The following is a 23,487-nucleotide window of genomic DNA, read 5'->3' as shown; positions in this document are numbered from 1 at the left end:
GCGAATGTGAAAAGCACGGCAACCGCCACGGGAGCGCCCCGCGGCAGTCCCACCGGAGCGTCGCCCGCCACTCCGTGCATGACAGTGCCTCCCGGTGCGAGATGTCCGGCGACCGGCCGCTCCCCATCCCGGGGAACGGCGGGGGGGAGCGCCTCAGTCTTCCTGTTTCACCGGTGTCTGCTGGTGGAAGGCGAGCTTCCACGCGCCGTCGCTGCGGACGTAGGCGCTGCTCATGTAGAGCTGGAAGACGAAGCCGGCCTCCTTGAGGCTGACGACCGCCCGGTAGGTGATGACCGCGCTGTCGGCGGTGAGCGGCAGGACCTTGACGTCCTGCAGCTTGTAGTCGTCGAAGGGCGACTTGTTGGCGTCGATGTCGGCGGCGAGCTCCGCTCCGGTCTGCAGGCCGTCGGGCTCGACGCACAGCGTCCGGTCGGTGATCAGCCGGCGGTAGAAGTCGCCGTCGCCCACCGATATCGCCGCCCAGCCCTGCTCTTCGAGGGCGAGCAGGTCCTTCTCGATTGCCTTGGTCTCCAACGTGCTTCCTTTCGTGACGTGTCTACGGGGTCGACGGCCATGGATCGGACAGGTGGCAGTGGCGCAACACCTCCCTGATCAGCTCGTCCTCGTGGGCGACCAGGTAGAAGTGGTCCCCGGGGAAGGCGCGCAGCCCGAAGGCGCCGGCCGTGTGGTCCGCCCACGCCGCCGCCTCGTCCAGGTCGACCTCGGGGTCGGCGTCTCCGAGGCAGACGCAGATCGGCGCCCGGATCGGCGCGCGGGGCCGCGGCTCGTAGGTCTCTATCAGCCGGTAGTCGGCACGGAGCGCGGGCAGGACCAGCGCGCGCAGCGCGGGGTCCGCGAGGACCTCCTCGCTGGTGCCGCCGAGCCTGCGCAGGTCGGTCAGGAGGGCCTCGTCGCCGCCGAGGTGCACCCCGGCGGGTCTCAGGCGGTCCGGCGCGGGCCGTCCGGAGACGGCGAGGCCCGCCAGCGGCACCCTCCCCCGCTCTTCGAGCCGCCGCGCCACCTCGTGCGCCACCGCCGCGCCCATGCTGTGGCCGAACAGCGCGACCGGGACGTCGGGCAGGTCTTCCAGGGCCGCCGCGACCGGTCCGGCGAGCCCGTCCATGTCGGCGGCGAACTCCTCCTCGATGCGGTCCTGGCGGCCGGGGTACTGCACCGCGTACAGCTCGACGCCGTACGGCAGGCGCCCCGCCCAGGTCCGGAAGAAGCCGGCCGCGCCGCCCGCGTGGGGGAAGCACACCAGCCGCAGCCGCGGCGCGGGGTCGGCGCGCTGGCAGCGCAGCCACCGGTCGCGCATCTCGGTCGTCATGATCGTCATGTGAGCAGCTCCTCGTGCTGCGATCTCATGGCGGAGATCAGCTCGTCGGCGGAGAGCGGACGCGGCGCCGGGCCCAGCAGGCGCTCGGGGAAACCCAGTGCCCCCGCCATCGCCTGCCACACCTTGCAGACCGCGAGATGATACTGGCCGTCACGGAGCGGATCAACTCCGTCACGCTGCGCCGTCCATGTGGCGCTCAGGGCCCTCTCGACCCCGGCGGGCCACATCTCGCCGAGGATCTCGCGGTAGCTGGGGGCCCGCGCCGGCCCGATGGGCGTGCTGCTGGGGAAGTCGAGGTGCTCGTCGTCGGCGCCGTCCAGCGTGGCGAGCCCCCTGGCCTGCGCGGGCAGGTGCGGGCGGGGGGACCACAGCACCGGCCCGTGGGTGTTGACCAGCGTGAGCGTGCCTCCCTCCGTCCCCAGGGTGACGCGGTGCAGGAAGTGCGCGTGGTTGTCGGGGTCGGCCGGGTGGAGCTGGTTCTGCACCCGCAGGGTGAGCGGCACCCCGGCCAGGACTCCGCTGAGGGTGCGGAACGGCGGCTCGGCACCGGACAGCCGGCGGATCTTCTCCGGCACCTCCGGCGGATCGGCGAATCCCCACGGCCGCAGGCCGCCCAGGATCCTGCCGAGGATGTCGACGAGGTTGTAGGAGACCTGGATGCCGCAGACGGCGTCCACGAAGAGGGGCCGCTGGCGGGCCAGCAGCACCCGCGCGGCGGCGGTGAACCGGCGTACCGGCGGCAGCTGGGTGTAGTGCGTGTTGACCTGGTAGAAGACCTTCTCCCTGCGGGCGGTGCGCAGCGAGGCGGCGAGCTCGTCGTGGAGCAGGGGGCCCTCCTGCAGCACGTGCACGCCGCGGGACATGAACCGGGCCGCGACCTCGCTGCCCGGGCCGCCGTTGACCTCCCCCAGGAGCACCACGCAGGCGAGGTCGACGTCGTCGGGCACCTGCTCGACCTCGGTGTACAGCGGGACCCCGGCCCGGTCGGCGCAGAGCCGCGAACGATCGCTGCCCCTGGCCAGCACCCCGGCCAGCTCGAACGGCACGCCGGGCCTGCCCAGTGCCGCCAGGTGCACCCGGCCGAAGCCGGTGCCGCAGACGATGACGCGTGGCCGCTCGCTCACAGGACCCCCTCCTCCACCTCTACGGCCGGCGAGACGTCGTCGACGACCTCCAGCCGGGTGACCGCCGGGTCGTCGAGGAGGGCCTGGAAGACCGCGCCGGCGTCGAGCACGTCGGCCGCGTCGTGCAGCCCCGGGCGGACGAGGCCCCGCAGGACCGCCCCGGCCGCCAGCACGGCGACCGCCGCGCTCAGCTCGTAGCTGTCGGCGGCCCGCGCGACGAGCGTCCGGGCGACCGGCCGCCCCGCCGCCTCCCCTTCCATCCGGAAGACCATCTGGAAGTACGGCGTGCGCCCGAAGGCCTCCAGGCGCGAGGTCCGCACCAGCTCTCCGGCCGCGGTGTCCGCGTCCAGGTCGTGCAGGCGGGCCAGTGCCGCGAGCGTCAGCTCCCCGTCGAAGACGCTCGACCACTCGACCTCGGCGAAGCCCAGCGATCTGGCGAGCCGCTCGGCCTCCGCGCTGAGGTAGGGGTAGGCGTTGACCCGGCCGGGGAAGTGCGGCAGCTCGACGCCCCGGCGGGGCCTGGAGGCGCGGGGGATCACCTGGTGTCCCCGCCAGACCGCCAGCGGCGTCGCGTACCCGCCGGACAGCGAGGCCACGTAGTCGAGCGCGGCGGCGGGGGTGAACCTGTCGACGCCGCCCACGTGAGCGGTCAGGCGGTCCACCCGGTCGAACCCCTGTCCGGCGAGATGCCTCGGCAGCAGGGCCGACAGGCCGGGCATCATCCCCGCCGAGAGCACGACGACCCGCCCGGAGCCATCCCGCCCGGCGCGGCCCCGCCCCCTGGAACCCCGGCCTTCGGAGCCGTGGCCCGTGGAACCCCGCCCCGCGGAACCTGGGCCGTCAAAGCCGTGGTCCCCGGAACCCGGGCCGTCAGAACCCCGCCCCGCGGACTCCGGGCCGTCAGAACCGTGGTCCCCGGAACCCGGGCCGTCAGAGCCGTGGCCCGCGGGGTCCCGGCGGGCCGCCGAGCCCGTCGGGAGACCCGCCGCCGTGAGCCTGTCGCGCACGGCCGCGTCGCCGGCGACGTCGACGTAGTGGGCGCCGGCGGCGAGCGCCGCGCGGGCCACCGTGTCGAGGATCCGGCTGGACGGCCCCGCGCAGTTGACCACCACGTGGCAGCCCTCGCAGAACGCGGCGAGCGCCGCCGCGTCGCGGAGGTCGACCGCCACGGCCTCGTCCGCCCCGGCCCTCGCCTCCACTGCTCCGGCGCCCGCCGTACCCGTCACGGCCTCGCCGGTGGCGGCTCCGCCCGTCGCGGCCTCGGCCCCGGCCGGCCCTCCGGACCCGGTTCCGGCCAGGGCGCGGACCCGGTCGAGATCCCTGCCGCCCAGGCGCAGCGGGCCCGTCCCGGCCTCCCTGAGGCGGCGGACGACCGACCTGCCCACGGCTCCGTAGCAGCCCAGGACGGCGATGGCGGGCGCCCCGCGGCCGGCCCTCATCGCGCCGCCTGGGACGTGGCCAGGAAGGTCGCCACCTCGTCGACGTTGGGCGGCTGCAGGCAGGTGAAGTGGTCGCCGGGGACGTCGACCACCTCCAGGTCGCCCAGGCACAGCTCGCGCCAGAAGCCCGTCATGTCGTCGCGCAGCCACGGCAGGAAACGGGTGTCGCCGAGCTGCCGCAGGAAGGTGATGTCCCCGGCGTACGGCTCCGGGGTGTGCGTGCCGACCGCCAGCAGGCTGTGCCGTACCACCTGGAAGAGGGAGTTCACGTGCCGCTCGACCTCGGGGTCGGACCGGGTCTCGGTGGCGGCGCGGCCGATCGCGGCCAGCCGCTCCCGCTGGGAGAGCCCGGCGAGCCGCCGGAAGTCGGCGGCGGCCGACTCCAGGGCCGGGTCGCCGGTGAGCCCGGCCACGCGGCCGGCGGGGACGCGTTCGGGATCCTCGGCGAGGAGGAGCTCGAACACCCGCGACATGGTGGCCTCGTCGCCCGGGTAGCCCGCGTCGGCGGGGTCGATCCCCATCACACGGGCGAAGACGTACTCGACGACCAGCTCGTCCTCGATGATCCGCGGCAGAGTGTAACTGCTGATCACGGTGAGGCTCTCCACGGCGGCGCCCGCCTCGGTGAGATGGCGGGCGACCTCGGTGGCCAGCAGGCCCCCCATGCAGTAGCCCACGACGTGGAAGCGGGAGGAACCGGTGTCGAGCAGCGCCCTGGCGTAGCGGGCGGCGCGCCTTTCGATGAGGCCCTCGGGCTCCTCGGCGAGGTACCGCTCGACCTCGGTGATCGCCAGGCCCACCAGCGGCCCACCCTTGGCCGCCAGCAGCCGGGCCAGCGCGCGGTAGGGCGCCAGGGTGCCGCTGCCCTCGTGGACGAGCACCCGCAGGGCGCCGTCGCCCCCGTCCTCGTCCCCGCCGAGCGGGACCAGCGGCGAGGCCTCGCCGCGGGGGCCGGACTCCTCCTCGTCCCGTGCCCGCCGGACGTGCTCGGCGAGCGCGGCCACGGTGGGCCGGTGCAGGATCTGGCGGACCAGGTCGTCCCAGAACAGGTCCCGGGTCTCCGCCACCTCCTCGCGCAGGCGGGCCGCCAGCTTCGCGACGACCAGCGAGTCCCCGCCGAGCTCGAAGAAGTCCTCCTCCCTGTCGACCCGGACCAGCCCCAGGACCTCGGCCCACACGGCGGCGAGCCGGCGTTCGAGGTCGTCGCGGGGCTCGCCGCCCGCCGCGGCGCGCCCGGACGCCGCGCGGGGCAGCCAGGACCGCAGCGCCGCGTGGTCGACCTTGCCGTTGCCGGTGAGCGGCAGGGCGTCCACGACCTGCGTGTGGCTGGGGATCATGTACTCGGGCAGCCGGTCGGCCAGGTGTTCGGCGAGGCCGGCCACGCCGAGCCGGGCCCGGTCGCTCTTGAACCGGGCGGCGAAGACGTTCTGGCCGAGCGGGCCGGTGACGTCGTCCGGTCCCGGCAGGCAGAGGGTGGTGTCGGCGCCGGCGCCGGTGAGGAGCCCCAGCCACTCCTCGCGGCCCAGGAACGTCTGGTCGCGTCCCTTGCGCAGGTCCTCGTAGTCCCACTTGCGCGGGTCCTTCTCCGGCATCATGAACTCCATCGAGGTCATGATCTGGTAGCTGTCCTTGGTGGTCTCGATGAAGACCAGCCAGCCGCCCGGCCTGAGCATCTCGCGGAGCCCGGCCAGCACCCGGCCCGCGTGCCGCGAGTTGTGCAGCACGTTCGCGCACAGGACGACGTCGAAGTCGTTGGGGGCGTAGCCCTGCTCGCGGTAGTCCTCGTTGATGTCGAACAGCCCGTAGCGCACCCAGGGCCGCTCGCCGAACCGCTCGCGGGCCTCGTTGAGGAAGAACGGCGAGACGTCGGTGAACAGGTAGTCGACGTCGAACTCGGCCAGCGCGGGGATCATCTGGGCACTGGTGCCGCCGACGCCCGCGCCGACCTCGATGACGCGCAGGGGCCCGTCGTGCCGGGCGGCGATCCCGCGCAGCACCGCGATGGCGGCGTGGTTGACGTAGCGGCTGATGATGTTCTCCCGGTAGGCGGCCTCGGAGATCTCCAGCCGGCCTTCGGGGAACAGCAGCGGAAGCGGGTCGAGCTCGTCGCGGAGCAGCTCGGGCAGGCGCTCGGTGCTCTCCTTGAAGTAGTCGATGAGCACGGCCTTGTAGCTGTCCTCACGCTGGAGCTCCTCCACCGCCTGCCAGGCCCGCGCCAGGTCGGCCGCCTCGATCACCCGTGTCGCGCGGAAGCCGTCGCCGTCGCCGGCGATGACGCCCTCCCGCTCCAGCACGCGCAGCCACCGCCGGACGAGCCGGTGGTGCCGGGGAGCCGCCCCGGTCGCGGCCAGGACCTGCTCGGTGGTCGTCCGCTCGGAGGTGGAGCCGAACAGGCCCCGCCGCCGCAGCGCCCACATCATGCCGATCACCGCGGCCCGGTCGAGCCTGCCGATGAACTCCATGAGCTCGGCGCGGTCGATGTGGGTGGTGTGCGGATCGGCCGCGGCGGCGGCCGCCGCGGCCAGCTCCGCGGCCGGATCGTCGCCGGAGGCGGCCCGCCGTACCGGTTCGGCGAAGGCGGCCAGCCTGCGCTCCATGCCGGTGCCGTCGAGCAGGACGTGGACCGCCGCGACCGCCGGGTGCGACTGGATCGCCGCCTCGACCTCGGCGAGCTCGATGCGATGCCCGCGGATCTTGACCTGCCTGTCCTCCCGGCCGAGGAACTCGATCGTGCCGTCGTCGTGGTAGCGGCCCAGGTCGCCGGTGCGGTAGAGGCGCTCGCCGGTGCCGGGACGGCGGATGAACCGCTGGGCGGTCCTGTCCTCGTCGCCGAGGTAGCCCAGCGCGAGGCCCGCGCCGCTGATGTACAGCTCGCCGGGCACCCAGTCGGGGCAGGGGCGCAGGGCCTCGTCGAGGACGTGGAAGGCCTGGTTTGCCAGCGGCGTGCCGTACGGGATGCTCCGCAGGCCGTCCCGGACCTCGCCGATCGGATGGTAGATCGACCAGATCGCCGCCTCGGTGGCGCCGCCGAGACTGATCAGCTCCAGGCCCGGCAGGCGCCCCCGGACGCGGCCGGGCAGCGCGATGGGGATCCAGTCGCCGCTGAGCATCGCCAGCCGCAGGGACGGCAGGTCCGGCTCGGGCTGGGAACCCAGGTAGTGGTCGAGCATCTGCAGCTGCGCGGGCACGGAGTTCCAGACCGTGACACCGTGTCCGGCGATCAGCCGCGCCCAGTGCGCGGGGTCGCCCCGCCCCTCGGCGTCGGGCAGCACGAGGGCGCCGCCCAGGGACAGGGGGCCGAAGATGTCGTACACCGACAGGTCGAAGCCCAGGCCCGCCAGGCCGAGGACGCGGTCCTCCGCCGTCACCGCGAAGCGCCGGTTGACGTCGGCCACCGTGTTGAGGGCCGCGCGGTGGGAGATCATCACCCCCTTGGGGTCGCCGGTGGAGCCCGAGGTGTAGATCACGTACGCCAGGTCGCCGGGGTCCGCCGCCGGCTGCGGGGCCGGGAGCGCGGACGGCAGGAGGAGGTCGACGTCGACGAGGTCGGCCCCCTCCGGGCGGTCGCGGATCCACGACTGCGTGAGCACGTGCCGGACACCGGCGTCGGCGAGGATCCGCGCCCGCCTGGCCGGCGGCTGGCCGGTGTCGACCGGCAGGTAGGCGCCGCCGGCCAGGAGGGTGCCGAGGACGGCGACGACCTGCTCCCAGCCCTTGTCCATCATGACCGCGGCCAGGGCGCCCTGCTCGAACCCCCGGGCCTTCAGCGTCTCGGCCACGCCCACGGCCCTGGCGAGCAGCTCGCCGTAGGTGAGGGTGCGCTCCCCCGTCACGACGGCCGCCCTGCCGGGCTCGCGCAGCGCCTGGGCGACGACCGCCTCGTGCAGCAGCCCGCGGGGCAGCGGCTCGGTGGTCGCGTTCACCCGGTCGCGCCGGCCGGCCTGTACGGCGGGCAGCGCGACCGGGCAGGCGCTGTCCCACGGCTCGTCCGAGGTGGCCAGGGCGCGCAGCAGCTCCTCCATCGCGCCGAAGGCGTCCTCGACCAGCCCCGGGGGGAACACCCCGTCACGCACGTCCCACCTGACCTCGAGCGCGCCGCCCTCGACCACCGCCTGGCAGTCGATCCACACCTGCGGTGTCTGGCTCCTGCCGTACACCACCTCGGCCAGGCCGTTCATGCCCTCGTGGCCCGACGCCTCGTCGCTGAGCCCGATCGTGCTGGTGAAGACGACCGGCATCAGCGCGGCACCCCGGCCGCGGCGGCGGGCGATCTCGCGCATGACCTCCACGCCGGAGTAGAGGCGGTGGTCGAGGTCCTCCCAGAGCCGGTCCTGCAGCGCGCGGGCCCGTCCGTGGAACGCCGCGCCCGCCTCGCCGTCGACGGCCAGCAGGCTGACCGTCGTGAAGTCGCCGACCAGCCCTCCCACCTGGGGGTGGAGCGGCTGCCGGTTGAGCAGGGTCAGGTTCAGCGAGAACCGGGGGCGCCGGCTCCACCTGGCCACCACCTCGGCGAAGGCGGCCAGGACCGCCGTGGAGGGGGTGACGCCGTGGGCGCCCGACCTGGCCCGGAACCGTTCCCACTGCCCGGCGTCGAGGGTGACCTGGTGGCGGGTGAAGCGGCGGCCGGCCTCCGCGGCCGCGTTGTCGCGGACCGGAAGCTCCGGCGGCCCCGGCAGCTCGTCGACGCGTCCCTCCCAGTAGTCGCGGTCGCGCTCGTAGGCGGCGCCCTCGCGCAGCCGGCGGGCCGCGAGCAGGTAGTCGCGGAAGCCGATCTCCAGGGGCGGGAGGGGGTGGTCCGGGTCGAGGTAGAGCCGCTTGAGCTCGGTCAGCAGCAGCTGGATGCTCAGGTAGTCGGCGATCAGGAAGTCGATGGAGACGTGCAGCAGCGCCTGCCCGTCGGTGCGCGTGACGCGCAGCTCGAACAGCGGCCAGGCGTCGGCGTCGTAGACCCGGTGGTCCATCGCGGCGCGGACCTCGTCGAGATGGCCGCTCACCCGCCCGGCGGGCTCGCCGCGCAGGTCCGTCACCTCGATCCGGTAGTCCGGCACGTCGGCCAGCACCTGCTGGTAGCCGTCGACGTGGACGACCGCCCGCAACATGTCGTGGCGGCGGACCAGCGCGCGCCAGGCGGCCTCCAGCCGGGGCGGGTCCAGCTCGGGGAAGGCCAGCTCGGCGTAGACCTGGCAGGCCGTGCCCCCGTAGTCGAAGGCGTCCCGGCGCCCGAGGACGTAGGCGGCCTGGACGTCGGTCAGCGGGAACGGCTCGTGGCGGTCCTCCGGCTGCGGGGTCACCTCCGGGCCGGGCCGGCTCAGGTGGTCGAGCACGGCCTCCTTGTGCGCGGACAGCAGCGCCCGCCGCTCGTCGGTCAGCACGCCCTGCGGCGCCCGGAAACGGAGCCGCCCGTCCTCCTCCCAGAGCCGGACGCCCTGGCGTTCGAGCTCGGCGACGAGCCGTCCCGCGGCCGCACGCTCCCCTCCGCCGGGCTTGCCCGCTCCGGCGGTCACGCCTTCCCCGCCTCCGGCCCTCCCCGGCCCGGCCGCACCCGCGGCCCGCTCCGGTCGCACGGCTGCGGCGCTGTCCGTCTCCTCGGTCCGCCCGGTCCACTCGGTCCGCTCGGTCATATCGCACCTTCCTCGAAGGCCGCTGTCTCGGTCTCGGTCCGCCGCTGCTCGATCAGGGCCGCGTGCTCGGCGACGGTCGGGCCCGCGAAGATCTCCCTCAGGGCCAGGTCGGCGCCGAACCCGATCCGGATCTCCTCGGCGAGGCGGGCCGCCAGGATGCTGTCGCCGCCGAGGGCCACGAAGCTCTGGTGCCTGCCGACCCGGTCCAAGCCCAGCAGCTCGCACCAGATCCGGCCCAGCGCCTCCTCGACGGGGCCGGAGGGCGGCGCGTCCTCGTCGGTCCCCTGCCCGTCCCGTTCGGCGAGCTTCGCGAGCGCGCCGCGGTCCACCTTGCCGTTGGCGCTGAGGGGGAACCGGTCAAGCATCGTGATCGTGGGTGGCACGGCGTAGGGCGGCAGGCGTTCGGCGAGCCAGTCCCGCAGCTCCCGCGGGCCGGTGCCGGGGGCGGCCACCACCAGCGCGGCCAGCCGGCGGGTGGGCTGCCCGACCGTGGTGACCACCGCGTGGTCCACGCCCGGGTGGGCGTGCAGGGCCGACTCGACCTCGCCCAGCTCGATCCGGTGGCCGCGCACCTTGACCTGGTGGTCGGCCCGGCCGAGGAACTCCAGCGTGCCGTCGGGCCAGTAGCGGCCCAGGTCGCCGGTACGGTACCAGCGGGCGCCGTCGCGCTCGACGAACTTGGCCGCCGTCACCTCCGCATCCCCCCGGTAGCCCAGCGCCACCCCGGCCCCGCCGATCCACAGCTCGCCCGGCACCCAGTCGGGACAGTCACGCCCCCGGCCGTCCACCACGCGGTAGCACTGGTTGCGCAGCGGGAACCCGTAGGGGATCGACCGCCATCCCGGGTCCACCTCTGCGACCTCGAACGCGTTGGACCAGATGGCTGCCTCCGTGGCCCCGCCCAGGGCGACCAGGCGGCAGCCCGGCGCCGCCGCGGCCAGCCGGCCGGGCAGGTCCAGCCCGACCCAGTCACCCGAGACCATCGCCAGCCGCAGGTCCGGCGGGAGTCCCTCGGGCACCGCGACCAGCAGCATGTCCAGCAGCGCGGGGACGGTGTTCCACACCGTCACGCCGTGCGCCGCCATCAGCTCCGCCCACCGGCGCGCCTCCCGCCGGGCCTCCTCCTCCACCAGTACCAGGGCGCCGCCGGCCGACAGCAGCCCGAACACGTCCCACACCGACAGGTCGAAGTCCAGCGCCGACAGCGCCAGCACCCGATCATCAGGCCCCACCCCGAACCGCTCATTCACATCCACCACCGTGTTGAGCGCCGCCCGATGCGACACCTCGACCCCCTTGGGCTCCCCCGTCGACCCCGACGTGAAGATCACATACGCCGGCGCACCCGGATCCACCTCCACCGGCCCCGCCAGGGGAGCGCCGACGGCCTCCGTCACCGGCACGCGCTCCACGCCGTCCGGGGAGCCGTCCGAAGAGCCGTTCGAGCCGCGGTCCGGGGAGCCGTTCGAGCCCCCGTCCGGGGCCCCGTCCGGGGAGACGCCGGGCTCGCCCGTCAGCACCAGCCGCACGCCCGCGCGCCGGTAGATGCGGTCCCGGCGGACGGGGGGCTGATCCACCCCCACGGGGACGTAGGTCGCGCCGGCGGCCAGCACCCCCAGCACCGCCACGAGCTGGTCGGCGCCTCGCGGCACCGTCACCGCGACCGCGTCGCCCGGCCCGACGTTCCGCGACCGCAGCGCCCCCGCCACCCGCAGGGCCCGGCCGGCGAGCTCGCCGTAGGACAGCTCGACGCCGTCGCCGGCCAGCGCGACCCGGCCGGGCTCCCGCTCGGCCAGGGCGAAGAACCCCGCGTGCAGGCTCCCCTCGGGCACCGGACCCGCGGTGCCGTTCGCCTCGGAGCGGACCACGAGCTGGCCGGCCGGGACCGGGCAGGGCGCCGCGGCGTCCCAGTCGTCCCCGGCCAGCCACTCCAGCATCTCGGCGAAGGCGCCGAACATCGCGTCCAGCATGCCCGCGGGGAACAGCTCCTCGACCGCGTCCCAGTTGAACAGCAGCCCGCCCTCCGCCTCCACCACCTGGTGGTCCAGCCACACCTGGGGCGTCTGGGAGACGCCCCAGACCGGCTCGGCGAAGAGCCGCGCGCCGGCGTTCCACGGGTCGTCGCCCGTCACGCCGAGCGTGCTGGTGAACACCACCGGCATGGAGACCTCGGCGGAGCCGGTGCTCCTGGCCAGCTCCCGCATGACCCAGATGGCCGAGGCGTCGCTGTGCTCGAGGTCGCGGACCACCTGCTGCTGCAGGCGGCGGGCGCCGTCGAGCCAGCTCTCCCCGGCGACGGGCTCGTAGGCGACGAGCAGCAGGGAGGTGAAGTCGCCCAGGACCTTGTCGATGTCGGGGTGGACCTCCCTGCGGTCGAAGAGGGTGAGGTTGATCGTCAGGTCCTGCCGCGCGCTCCACGCCCCCAGCACCTCGGCGAAGGCCGTGGCGAGCACGGTCGAGGGGGTGAGCGCGTGCCGCCTCGCGGACTCCTTGACCGCCTGCCACTTCTCGGGCGACAGGCGGGCCTGGCGCCGTACGAAGCGGGGGCGGCCGATCTGCGAGGGGTCGGCGGCGAGCGGGAGCTGGGGCGCGGGGGGCAGCTCTGTCACCCGTCCGGACCAGTACTTCCGCGCCTTTTCGAGCGCGGCGGGATCCGGCTGGACGCCGAGCACGTAGTCGCGGAAGGACATGCCGACCGGGGGCAGCCCGGCGCCGGGGTCGGTGTAGAGGACCTCCAGCTCCCGCAGCACGTTCATCGAGCTCAGCGCGTCGAGGATGATGTTGTCGAAGCTGATCCCGATGCGGGTGCGGTCACCGCCGTAGCGCACGGCCCGCACGTCGAACAGGGGCCAGCGCGTCGCGTCGATCAGCTGGTGGGACATGGCGTCCCGCAGCTCCGCCAGGGCCCGGTCGGCCGTGCCGTCGTCGGCGCCGGGGACGTCGGTGACCGGGATGGCGAACCTCGGCACCTCGGGCAGGATGCGCTGGCGGCCGTCGGGGAGGAACTCGGCCCGCAGCATCTCGTGGCGCGCGATGAGCAGGTTCCACGCCTCTTCGAGCCGGGCGAGGTCCATTCCGGTGATGTCGTATTCGGTGTAGAAGTGGCAGCCCACGCCGCCGAGGGCGAAGTCGTCGGTCCGCCCGACCCAGTAGGCGCGCTGCACGTCGGTCGGGGGGAACGGGTCGTGCCGGTGCTCGGTGTCGGGCGTCAGCGTCCGCTGCGTGAGGGCGGCGCCGCCGAGTTCGAGGGTGGCCGCGAAGTCGGCGAGCACGGGCGTCTCGAACAGCCGGGACAGCTCCGCCCCGCCGATGCCCGCGGCGCGCAGCCTGGTCATCAGCCGCGTCGCGAGCAGGCTGTCGCCGCCGAGGGTGAAGAAGTTCTGGTCCCGGCCCACGGCGGGCAGACCGAGCAGCTCGCTCCAGATCTCCGCCACGGCCGTCTCGACCGGGCCGGCCGGCGGCACGGACCGCTCGGTGCGGCCGGCGAGCCGGTCTTCGAGGAGGGTGCGCACGGCGCCGCGGTCGACTTTGCCGTTGGCGCTGAGGGGCAGGTCCGGCAGCGCCGCGAACCGCTCGGGGACCATGTACGGCGGCAGCCGTTCGGCGAGCCAGTCCCGCAGCCCCGGGGGGGCGGTGCCGCCGGGCGCCGTCACCAGCGCGGCCAGCCGGCGGGTGGGGTGCCCGACCGTGGTGACCACCGCGTGGCCCACCTCCGGGTGCGCCGCCAGCGCGCTCTCGATCTCGCCCAGCTCGATCCGGTGGCCGCCCACCTTCACCTGCAGGTCGGCCCGGCCGAGGAACTCCAGCGTGCCGTCGGGCCAGTAACGGCCCAGGTCACCGGTCCGGTACCAGCGGGCGCCGTCGCGCTCGACGAACTTGGCCGCCGTCACCTCCGCATCCCCCCGGTAGCCCAGCGCCACCCCGGCCCCGCCGATCCACAGCTCACCCGGCACCCAGTCGGGACAGTCACGCCCCCGGCCGTCCACCACGCGGAACCGCTGGTTGGTGAGCGGCCTGCCGTAGGGGACCGAGGTCCAGTGGGCCGGCACCGGCACCGGCACGTCGGTGAAGTTGGACCAGATGGCTGCCTCCGTGGCCCCGCCCAGGGCGACCAGACGACAGCCCGGCGCCGCCGCGGCCAGTCGGCCGGGCAGGTCCAGCCCGACCCAGTCGCCCGAGACCATCGCCAGCCGCAGGCCGTCCAGCGCTCCCGGCGCGGTCTCGCCGGCGACCAGCAGCATGTCGAGCAGCGCCGGGACGGTGTTCCACACCGTCACGCCGTGCCCGGCCACCGCCTCCGCCCAGCGGGCGGCGTCCCTGCGCTCGTCCTCGGTGATCAGCACCAGGGCGCCGCCGACCGACAGCAGCCCGAACACGTCCCACACCGACAGGTCGAAGTCCAGCGCCGACAGCGCCAGCACCCGATCACCGGGCCCCACCCCGAACCGCTCATTCACATCCACCACCGTGTTGAGCGCCGCCCGATGCGACACCTCAACCCCCTTGGGCTCCCCCGTCGACCCCGACGTGAAGATCACATACGCCGGCGCACCCGGATCCACCTCCACCGGCCCCGCCAGGGGAGCGCCGACGCGGAGGGCTGCCACGTCCTCGACGGACGTCACCGCCCGCGACAGCGAGGCGATCCGGTCCCTGCGGGCCTGCGGCTGGTCGACGCCCACCGGCACGTAGACCCCGCCCGCCGCCAGCACCCCGAGCACGGCGACGATCTGGTCGGCGCCCTTCGGAAGGGAGACGGTCACCGCGTCGCCCGGACCGACGCCGCGGGCGCGCAGCGCGGCCGCCACCCGCAGGGCCCGGCCGGCGAGCTCGCCGTAGGACAGCTCGACGCCGTCGCCGGCCAGCGCGACCCGCCCTGGCTCCCGCTCGGCCAGGGCGAAGAACCCCGAGTGCAGCAGTCCGGGCGGGACCGGCCCGCGGGTGTCGTTGACCCGCCCGCGGACCGCACGCTGGCCGTGGGGCAGAAGTTCGGGGACGGGTGCGTCCCACTCGTCCTCCGCCAGCCGCCCGAGCAGGCCCGCGAAGGCGCCGGCCATCGCGTCCAGCACGCCCGCGGGGAACAGCTCCTCGACGGCGTCCCAGTTGAACAGCAGCCCGCCGTCCACCTCGACCACCTGGTGGTCCAGCCACACCTGGGGCGTCTGGGAGAGCATCCAGCCGAGGTCGCCGAGGCTCTTCTGGACCTCGGCGCCCACGAGGTCGCCCATTCCGACGGCGCTGGTGAACACGACGGGGGCGCTCACCTGGCCGGCGCTCCGGCCGCGGTTGAGGTCCCGCAGCACCTCCACCCCCGAGTACGCCGAGTGCGCGACGTCGGCCTGGAAACGGCTCTGCAGCGTCCTGGCCCGGTCGGCGAAGGACATCTCCTCCGACAGGTCGACCTGGAGCAGGAGCAGGTTGGTGAAGTCGGCGACCATCAGCGGCACGTCGGGATGGAGCGTCTGCCGGTCGAACAGGGGGAGGTTCAGCAGGAAGCGGGGCTGGCCGCTCCAGGCGCCCAGTACCTCGGCGAGCGCCGTCGCCAGCACCATCGGCAGCGTCAGACCGTGCTCCCGGGCGCGGTCGGCCAGCCGCCGGCGCCGCTCGGGCGGCATCCAGTGGTCGCGGCGGACCACGCGGACCCGCCCGATCCGCTCGGGCTCGACGGCCAGGGGGAGCTGCGGGCCTCCCGGCAGGTCGGCGATGCGCTCCTGCCAGTACTCCCGGTCCGCGCGGCGGGCCTCCCGCCGCCGGACCTCCTGCTCGGCGAGGTAGGTGGGGAATCCGTAGGTGAGCGGGGGCAGCGGGTCGTCGGGCCGGGAGTAGAGGGCGGCGAGATCCTCAAGGATGATCTGGATGCTGCGCACGTCGGCGACGAGGAGGTCGAAGCCGGTGTGCAGCCGGTAGGCGCCGCCGGGCAGCAGGGAGATCCGGAGGTCGAACACCTCGCCGCGGCCCACCTCCAGGCACCGGTGGGAGAGCTCGTCCCGTAAAGCGGCGAGCCGTTCGGCGGCCGCCTCGGCGGGCTGCCCGCGCAGGTCGTGCACGGTCAGGCCGGACCAGGGGCCGCGGTCGAGGATCTGCTGGGTGCCGTCGTCGAGGAAGCGGGTACGCAGCAGCGCGTGCCGCCGGAACAGCGCGTGGACGGCGCTCTCCAGCCTCGGCACGTCCACGCCGGCGCCGTCGAACTCGACGTAGAAGTGGCAGCCGACGCCGCCGAGCACCTGACGGTCCTGGCGGCCGATCCAGTAGGCGTACTGCACGGGGGTGAGCCCGAACGGCGCGCTCTGGTCCACCTCCGGCGCCGTCTCCCGCGCCGGCCTCTCCTGTTGCGGGCGGGCCGACAGCAGCTCCCACCAGGCGGCGAGCGTGGGGCGGTCGAAGAGGTCGGCGAACTTGACCTCCACCCCCCTGCGCTGCCACTCGTTGGCCAGCTGCATCGTGCGGATGGAGTCGAGCCCGCACCGGACCAGGTCGTCCTCGTCGCCCAGATCCGCGGGCTCCATGCCGAGCATGGCGGCGGCGGCCTGGCGGACGGCGTCGAGCGTCAGCGGCCCGGCGCCGGCCGCGGCGGGCCGTTCCCCGGTGTCGCCGTCCCGCCCGGGATCGCCGTCCCGCCCGGCGTCACGTCCCGCCCACTCCCCCGTGGCGGGCCGGGGCGCGGGGGTGAGCGAGTCGACGTGCAGCACCTCGATCTCGCCGTGGCGGTAGCGGTTGAGCAGGGCCGAGCGGCCGGGCCCGTCCCCGGTGTCCGGGCCGAGCTGCCCGGGGGCGACGAGCACGACGGTCTCGGCCACCACCTCGTGCTCCCCGGCCACGGCGGCGCGCATCCGGCCGGCCAGCTCGGCCGTCCACGCACGCGGGAGGTCACGCTCGGTCTCGGCCGCCAGGAGCAGCCCGCCGCCGGAGGTCGGCTGCAGCACACGGCACGGGCGCCCCGTGGCCTCGGCCAGTGTGCGCTCCAGATCCTCCGGGCGGTGAATGCGATCCTGCACGGTCAGGTCGGGTCGCCGCGTCGCCATGTCCCACATAGCGAATAACCCTGGCACGGGCCTCGAAGAACAGGCAATCAATGAAATCAATTGACGGAGCCACAGGACATGGACGGGGTAGCCGATCAGTGATTAAGTATGCCTTGCCTAACTTCCGGAAGGTGTTAGCGTGTGCTGCGAGAATGTGTGGAGCATATCCATCCGGGCGCTTGCGGCTACCCGTCGGAAATAATTTCCCACCTATTTCGAGGTGCCCGATCGGGCACTTGACCCCCTCTCGGGACCGTCCTAGCTTCGGCAGGGCCGGCTCTGGAGAGGAGACGACAAGTGTCCGATACGCTCGGGGTTCTCATGAACCAGGTGGTTTCCGGCCCGGAGGAGGCTCGCACCCTCGGAGACGAGTACATCACCGCGGTCAGCAAGATCGTGAACAGCCATGTCCGCAACGAGGCGGCGGGGGCCGCGATATTCGACGAGCCGTCGATCGCGCTCGCCCCGACGCCCCGGGAGAAGTGGCTGGCCTGCAGAATGGCGATGGAAGAATACGGCCATCACCTGAAATTCAACAAACTCGCCGCCGAGCTGGGCCTGGAGGATCCCCACGCCCGATCACCTCTTTCCGTATTCGAATACGAGGTGGGCAGCTGGACCGAATACGTCATGACGAAGGCGATCGTCGATCTCGCCGAGGTCGTCCTGATGGAGGATCTCAGCCACTGCTCCTACCTCCCCTTGCGCAAGCTCTGCCGGTCGCTGATGCCCGAGGAGCGCTTCCACGTCGGGTTCGGCACCACGACCGCGCGGCAGCTCGTGGCCGACCCCGCCAAGCGCGACGACGTACGGCGGGCGGCACACGAGCTGATCACGATGACGCTCCCCTTCTTCGGCCGCAGCGACTCCAGGAACAACGAGGTCTTCCGCCGATGGGGCATCAAACGGATGACGAACGACGAGTGCCGCACGGAGTTCGTCCGGCGGACCCGGGCCCTCCTCGAAGACGAGCTGGGCCTCGACCACCCGGAAGTGGACGCGCGATGGCACGGCACTTCGAGCTGAGCGAGCCGCCCGCCGGCCTGGCCACCCAGCTGGGCCGGGGCGGCGACCGCGTCGAGCGGCTGCTCCACGGTTTCTGCGAGGCCACCCGGCCGAGCACGGCACCCGGCTTCACCAGCCCCGCCCCCGCGCGGCCCGCCACCCGCTTCACGGTCGTCCTCGACCGGGGCACCGCCGCCGCGACCATGGACCAGGTCGATCCCGGCTGGCTCGCCGACCTCGACCGGCGGCGTGCGGCGGCACGGTCGCGGCTCCTCGAAGCGGGCCGCGAGGACCAGCTCGAACTGGCCGAGCACGTGGCCATGCTGGTCGCCACCCCCCGGCTCGACCCGGCCGACCCGGAGGACGCCGAGGCCCGCGCGGTCTCCGGCGCCCTGCTGTGGCTCATCGGGACGGTCGTGGCGGGCGCCCTCGCCGGAGGGGACGGCGGGGAGGACGAGGACGGCACGCTCGCCGAGCTCGCCGACCTGCTGGAGAGCGGATGGTGGCCGATCGGCCGCGTGAACGGCCGGTTCCTGATCAGCCCCTACACCGCCGCGCGAGGTGAACCACGTGACTGAGATCCGGAGCGGCCGCCGGAACGGCCTCGCGACCGGCATCCGGATCGGCCGGAGCGAGGCCGGCCCGCCGGCCAGGACACTGATCGGCCAGACCAACATCGCGGCCGAGCTCGCCGAGCTCGCGCAGCGGAACGGCTGGGCCGCCTCGCCCGCCTTCCACTCCGGCGATCGCGTCTGGAGCCACGGAGAGGTGCACGACCTGGCGGCACGGACCACCTCGGCCCTGGTCGGCCTGGGCGTGCGGCCGGGTGACCGGGTGATGCTGGCGCACGGCGACGGCGTGGCGTGGGTGGCGGCTTTCCTCGGCACGGCACGGCTCGGCGCGACGGTCGTGCCGGTCAACCCGGAGCTGACCGCCGCCGACCACGCCTTCATGGCCGAGGACTGCGAGGCCTCACTCGTCGTCGCCGAGGACAGGACGGCGGATCGATTCGACGGCCTGCCCTGCCTCACCGGTGACCGCCTCCTCGATCTCGCCGCGGGCGCGGCCCCCGGCCCGGTCGCCCGGGTCACCGGCGCCACCGCCCTGTACGCCCAGTACACCTCCGGCACGACCGGGGCGCCCAAGGCCGCGCTGCACCGCCACGCCGACCTCGCCCTCTACCACCGCGCGGCCGGGCAGGGGGTCGTGGGCATCCGTCACGACGACGTGACGCTGTCGGTGTCGAAGCTGTTCTTCGCCTACGGCCTGGGCAACGCGCTGGTCTTCCCGCTGTTCTCCGGGTCGTCGGCGGTCCTGCTCGGCGACCGGCCCGGCCCCGCGCAGATCGAGGAGACGGTCGAGCGGCACGGTGTCACCGTGCTGTACGCGGTCCCCTCCGCCTACGCCAACGTCGCCGCCGAATGCGACGGAGCCTCCTTCGCCTCGGTGCGGGTCGCCGTCTCCGCGGGCGAGTCGCTCAACGAGACGCTCGCGGCACGGGCGCGGGACCTGCTCGCGGCCCCCGTCCTCGACCAGCTCGGCTCGACCGAGGCCGGGCACGCGTTCTGCTCCAGCACCCTCGACGCCGACGAGGCGGGAACGATCGGCCGCCCCCTGGCCGGTTACGAGATACAGATACGCGACGACGACGGCGGACCCGTCTCGGAGGGCGAGGGAGAGCTCTGGGTCCGCGGCGGATCCGTCATGGCCGGATACCTCAACCGGCCGGAGCAGACCGCCCGGACCCTGGTGGACGGCTGGCTGCGGACCGGGGACCGCGCCGAGCGCCTCCCCGGTGGCGCCTACGTCCATCGCGGCCGGCGCGACGATCTCGAAATGGTCGGCGGCATCACCATGTCGCCCGTCGAGGTGGAGCGGGTCCTGGCCGAGCATCCGGCCGTCGCCGAGGTGGTGGTCGCCGTCGTCGCCGACGAGCGCGGCGCCAGCAAGCTGCGGGCCTTCGTGGTGCCGGCCGTGCCGGACCCCGATCCGGCGCGGGTGGAGGAGGAGCTGATCGCGCTGGCCCGCCGGCGGCTGGCGCCGTTCAAGGTCCCGCGCAGCGTGGAGCTGTGCCGGGCGCTGCCGCGGACACACACGGGGAAGCTGCGCCGCTTCGCCGTCCGTAACGGAGATTGGTGATCGCTTGGCTCCCTCCCCAGGGCAGAGCCCGAGGTCCCCGCACTGGAGGTATCAATGACGACGGCCCGTCCCGATCTCGCCCCGCTGACCGGGCGCCGCCTGTCCTGGTCGCGGGAGGCGTCCTTCCTCCCCGGCCCCGGCGGGTCCGCCGAGCCCCCGGCGGTGGTCGACTCCTGGCTGGTCGCGCGGGGCCGGGTCCGCGGCCTGGCCCTGCACGAGCAGCGCTTCCAGCTCGCCTGTTCCCGGCTCGTCCCCGGCCTGCCCCGGAGCACCGTACGGCGCTTCCTCGCCGACGTCCGCCGCGAGCTCCCGGGCGAGGGACGCTGGTTCCCCCGGATCGAGGCCTACGGGGGGTCGTCGCCGGGCCTGGCCCTGTGGATGCGCCCGGCACCCGGCACCGGCGACACGGTCAGCCTCTGGATCCCCCGGCGGCCCGATCCGCGCACCCGTCCCGGCGTGAAGGGGCCCGACCTGCCGGCGCTGGCCGACCTGCGGGCCGGCGCGCGGGCGGCCGGCGCCGACGACGCGCTGCTGTACGCCGGGGACGGCACGGCGCTGGAGGCGGCCCACTCCTCGATCGTGTGGTGGCGGCGTGACACTCTCTGCGTCCCCGCCCCCGACCTGGCCGTGCTGCCCTCGATCACCCGTGTCCTGCTGGAACAGCTCGCCTGGGCGTGGCGGTTCCGGATCCGGTCCGAACGGTGCTCGCCGGACGAGCTCCAGCGGGTGGAGACGTGGACGCTCAACGCCCTGCACGGGATCCGGCCGGTACGCGCGTGGGTGGACGCGCACGGCCGTACCGTCGAGGCGCGCGTCTCGGGGCGGGCCGGAGAGTGGCGGCGGGCGCTCCACGCCCGCGCGCTCCTCTCCCACGCCCTGCCCGCCGGCGGGAAGTCCGCCGCCGCCCTCTGACCTACCCCAGGGAACCGCCGTGCGCACGCTGATCATCGACAACTACGACTCCTACACCTACAACCTGTTCCAGCTCATCGCGGAGACCTACGGGGTCGAGCCGGTCGTCCTGGCCAACGACGACGACAGCTGGCACAGGATGGACCTGGACCGGTTCGACGCGCTGATCATCTCCCCCGGCCCCGGGCGTCCGCAGGTGGAGCGGGACATCGGGGCGTCCCTCGACGTGATCCGCGAGTCCGGGCTGCCGGTGCTGGGGGTGTGCCTGGGCCATCAGGCACTCGGCTGGCTGTCGGGCGCCGACGTGGTGCCGGCCCCCGCCCCGATCCACGGGTACGTCGAGGAGATCCGGCACTGCGGGCGCGACCTGTTCCACGGCCTGCCGCAGGGCTTCAACGCCGTGCGCTACCACTCCCTGTGCGTGGCCACCCCCGCCCCGGACGACCTGGAGATCACGGCGTGGGCCGGCGACTCCGTCGTCATGGGGCTGCGGCACCGGACGATGCCGTGGTGGGGCGTGCAGTTCCACCCCGAGTCGATCTCGACGGAGTACGGCCCGGCGCTGCTGCGCAACTTCCGCGAGCTGGCCCTGTCGGCGGGACGGAAGGACGGCGGCGGGGCCTGCCCGACCCGGAGTCCCCGATGGTCGCTGGAGGTGGAGCGTGTCCCCGGCGCCGCCGACGCCGAGACGGTGTTCGCCGAGCTGTTCGGCGCGCAGCCGTACGCGTTCTGGCTGGACAGCAGCCGCACCGGCCAGGGGGCAGCGCGGTTCTCCTTCCTCGGTGACGCGGGCGGCCCCCACGGGGAGGTGCTGTCCTGCGGCGCCGGCTCGGGAAGCGTGCAGGTCCACGACGCCTCGGGCATCGGCACGGCGATCTACAACTCGATCTTCGACGTGCTGGACGACCGCGTGCGCTCGCGCGCCGTGGCGGCCGACCCCGCGCTGCCGTTCGATCTGAACAGCGGCTACGTGGGGCACTTCGGCTACGAGCTGAAGCGCGACTGCGGCGCGGCCTCGCCCCATGTCTCCCCGCTCCCCGACGCGGTCTGGATGTCGGCCACGCGCTTCGTCGCGATCGACCACGAGACGGAGGAGACGTGGGCGGTGGCGCTCACCGACGGCCGGCCCCGCAGCAGGACCCTGGCCAGGCGCTGGGTGTCCGGGGCGGCCGAGGCCGCCGAGGCGGGCCGGCGGCCGGTCGATGACCCCGTGGTGGCGGACGGGCCGCCGGACGGGGAGGAGTTCGATCCGGAGCCGTGGCTGGTGCGCTCGCGCGAGGGCTACCTCGCCGACATCGAGGAGTGCCTGCGGCTGCTGCGGGCCGGGGAGAGCTACGAGATCTGCCTGACCAACGTGGCGGAGATCCCGTTCGACGGCTCGGCGCACGCGCTCTACCTGCGCCAGCGCCGTCTCAACCCCGCCCCGTACGCGGCCTACCTGCGGCTGGGCGACCACGAGGTACTGTGCTCGTCCCCCGAACGTTTCCTCAAGGTCGGCAGGGACGGGATCGCGGAGTCCAAACCGATCAAGGGCACCGCCCCGCGCCATCCCGAGCCGCGCAGCGACGAGGCGCTCAGGGACGAGCTGGCGTCGTCGGACAAGACCCGCGCGGAGAACCTGATGATAGTCGACCTGCTCCGCAACGATCTCGGCAGGATCTGCGACATCGGCACGGTCGACGTGCCGCGGTTCATGGCCGTGGAGTCCTACACCACGGTCCACCAGCTGGTCTCCACGGTGCGCGGGCGGCTGCACGAGGACATGAGCGCCGTGCTGGCCGCGCGCGCCTGCTTCCCCGGGGGGTCGATGACCGGCGCGCCCAAGCTGCGCACGATGGAGATCATCGACAGGCTGGAGGGCAGGGCGCGGGGCGTCTACTCCGGGACGATCGGCTTCTTCGGGCTCAACGGCACCGCGGACCTCAACATCGTCATACGGACCGCGATCGCCCACTCCGGCAGGCTCACGGTCGGCGCGGGCGGCGCGATCGTGCTGGACTCCGATCCCGTCGAGGAGTACGAGGAGATGCTGCTGAAGGCCAGAGCTCCGCTGCGGGGCCTGAACGGCCTCGCAGGGGCGCCCGTCAGCCGTGGAACGCCTGCCGCGGTTCGGGCAGCAGACCCCGGTTGAGCGCCACGGCGGTCGCGAGTGTCCTGTTGGAGCAGTTGAGCTTGGCGAGGATGTTGGCGACGTGGCGCTTGGCGCCGTGCTCGGAGATGCCGAGGCGGCGGGCGATCTGCTTGTTGCTGAGCCCCTCGGCCATCAGCGAGAGGGTCTCCCGCTCCCGTGTGGTCAGCGGCGAGGAGGCGCGGTCGGCCTCGGGGCAGGGCCGCTCGGGCGGCCTCGCCGCCTCGCCGCTCTCCGCGCGCCTGACGCGGGCCAGGAGCTTGCGCGCCAGCGGGCCGGGCATCGGCATGAGGCCGCTGTCGAGGTCGGCCAGGGCGCTCTTCAGGGAGTCGCGCGTCAGGTCGTTCTCCAGCAGGAACCCGTCGGCCGGCAGCGTCACGGCCTCGACGAGGGCCCCGTCGCTCGCCGCGCGCAGCAGCAGCAGGATCCGCACGTCGTGCTCCACCGCGGTCTGCGCCAGCTTCTCGGCCAGGTGCTGCTCCCCCGGGGTGGGCAGCACCAGGACGTCCGGCCGCCGGGAGCGGAGCAGCTCCATGCCGCGGTCGAAGTCGTCGGTCGCGCAGGTCTCGTCGACCGTGGTGAGATCGTCGAGCATCGTGCACAGTCCGCAGCGGATCACTTCGTTCCCCATGGCGACCAGCACGACCCTGCCGGGGGGATCATGCTGGTTCGAGAGGTGGTGCTGTGCGGTCATCCTCGTCCCGTCTTCGCAGTCGGCCCCCCGCCCTGAGGGCGCTTACCCGCGACGAAAGGGAGTATTC

12 protein-coding genes are annotated in these 23,487 nt (G+C 74.0%); 5 read left to right on the top strand and 7 right to left on the bottom strand.

Translation table 11 applies throughout. The features are described 5' to 3' along the window. Positions 1-153: 153 nt before the first annotated feature. Genes SROS_RS18315 through SROS_RS18290 form a run of 6 tightly spaced genes read right to left on the bottom strand, consistent with a single transcriptional unit; the run spans position 154 to position 16,542 of the window. Complete coding sequence (locus SROS_RS18315) at positions 154-534, bottom strand: nuclear transport factor 2 family protein (protein WP_012890436.1); 381 nt, start codon at positions 532-534, stop codon at positions 154-156. 22 nt (positions 535-556) lie between these two features. Continuing rightward, positions 557-1,336, bottom strand: coding sequence for a thioesterase II family protein (locus tag SROS_RS18310; RefSeq protein ID WP_012890435.1), 780 nt, complete (start codon positions 1,334-1,336; stop codon positions 557-559). After that, positions 1,333-2,460, bottom strand: a complete 1,128-nt coding sequence (locus SROS_RS18305) for a Gfo/Idh/MocA family oxidoreductase (RefSeq protein ID WP_012890434.1) — start codon at positions 2,458-2,460, stop codon at positions 1,333-1,335. The genes SROS_RS18310 and SROS_RS18305 overlap by 4 nt, the downstream gene beginning before the upstream one ends. Then, on the bottom strand, positions 2,457-3,899 hold the full coding sequence (locus tag SROS_RS53895) for a saccharopine dehydrogenase NADP-binding domain-containing protein (protein WP_012890433.1): 1,443 nt from the start codon (positions 3,897-3,899) through the stop codon (positions 2,457-2,459). Before SROS_RS53895 ends, SROS_RS18305 begins: the two co-directional genes overlap by 4 nt. Next, positions 3,896-9,520 (bottom strand): non-ribosomal peptide synthetase, encoded by a 5,625-nt coding sequence (locus SROS_RS18295; RefSeq protein ID WP_148269123.1) that lies wholly within the window; start codon positions 9,518-9,520, stop codon positions 3,896-3,898. Before SROS_RS18295 ends, SROS_RS53895 begins: the two co-directional genes overlap by 4 nt. After that, positions 9,517-16,542 (bottom strand): non-ribosomal peptide synthetase, encoded by a 7,026-nt coding sequence (locus SROS_RS18290; protein WP_081453429.1) that lies wholly within the window; start codon positions 16,540-16,542, stop codon positions 9,517-9,519. Before SROS_RS18290 ends, SROS_RS18295 begins: the two co-directional genes overlap by 4 nt. A gap of 321 nt (positions 16,543-16,863) precedes the next feature. On the opposite strand from SROS_RS18290, the gene SROS_RS18285 reads away from it, so the two are divergent. Genes SROS_RS18285 through pabB form a run of 5 tightly spaced genes read left to right on the top strand, consistent with a single transcriptional unit; the run spans position 16,864 to position 22,729 of the window. Then, complete coding sequence (locus SROS_RS18285) at positions 16,864-17,568, top strand: Phenylacetic acid catabolic protein (protein ID WP_081453152.1); 705 nt, start codon at positions 16,864-16,866, stop codon at positions 17,566-17,568. Then, complete coding sequence (locus SROS_RS51660) at positions 17,547-18,125, top strand: hypothetical protein (protein ID WP_012890429.1); 579 nt, start codon at positions 17,547-17,549, stop codon at positions 18,123-18,125. Before SROS_RS18285 ends, SROS_RS51660 begins: the two co-directional genes overlap by 22 nt. Next, positions 18,118-19,686, top strand: a complete 1,569-nt coding sequence (locus SROS_RS18275; RefSeq protein ID WP_012890428.1) for an AMP-binding protein — start codon at positions 18,118-18,120, stop codon at positions 19,684-19,686. Before SROS_RS51660 ends, SROS_RS18275 begins: the two co-directional genes overlap by 8 nt. Positions 19,687-19,740: 54 nt before the next feature. After that, positions 19,741-20,598, top strand: coding sequence for an aminotransferase class IV (locus SROS_RS18270; protein WP_012890427.1), 858 nt, complete (start codon positions 19,741-19,743; stop codon positions 20,596-20,598). Positions 20,599-20,617: 19 nt separating this feature from the next. Next, on the top strand, positions 20,618-22,729 hold the full coding sequence (gene pabB / locus SROS_RS18265) for an aminodeoxychorismate synthase component I (RefSeq protein WP_012890426.1): 2,112 nt from the start codon (positions 20,618-20,620) through the stop codon (positions 22,727-22,729). Here the strand turns inward: pabB and SROS_RS18260 are convergent. Next, positions 22,683-23,420: a response regulator transcription factor gene (locus SROS_RS18260; protein ID WP_012890425.1), complete on the bottom strand. Its 738-nt coding sequence runs from the start codon at positions 23,418-23,420 to the stop codon at positions 22,683-22,685. The two genes, pabB and SROS_RS18260, sit on opposite strands and share 47 nt — an antisense overlap. Between the last annotated feature and the right edge of the window lie 67 nt (positions 23,421-23,487).

The sequence above is a fragment of the Streptosporangium roseum DSM 43021 genome (genome assembly GCF_000024865.1).
In the GTDB taxonomy this organism is placed as follows: Bacteria; Actinomycetota; Actinomycetes; order Streptosporangiales; family Streptosporangiaceae; genus Streptosporangium; species Streptosporangium roseum.
This window is presented reverse-complemented; position numbering and strand designations above follow the sequence as displayed.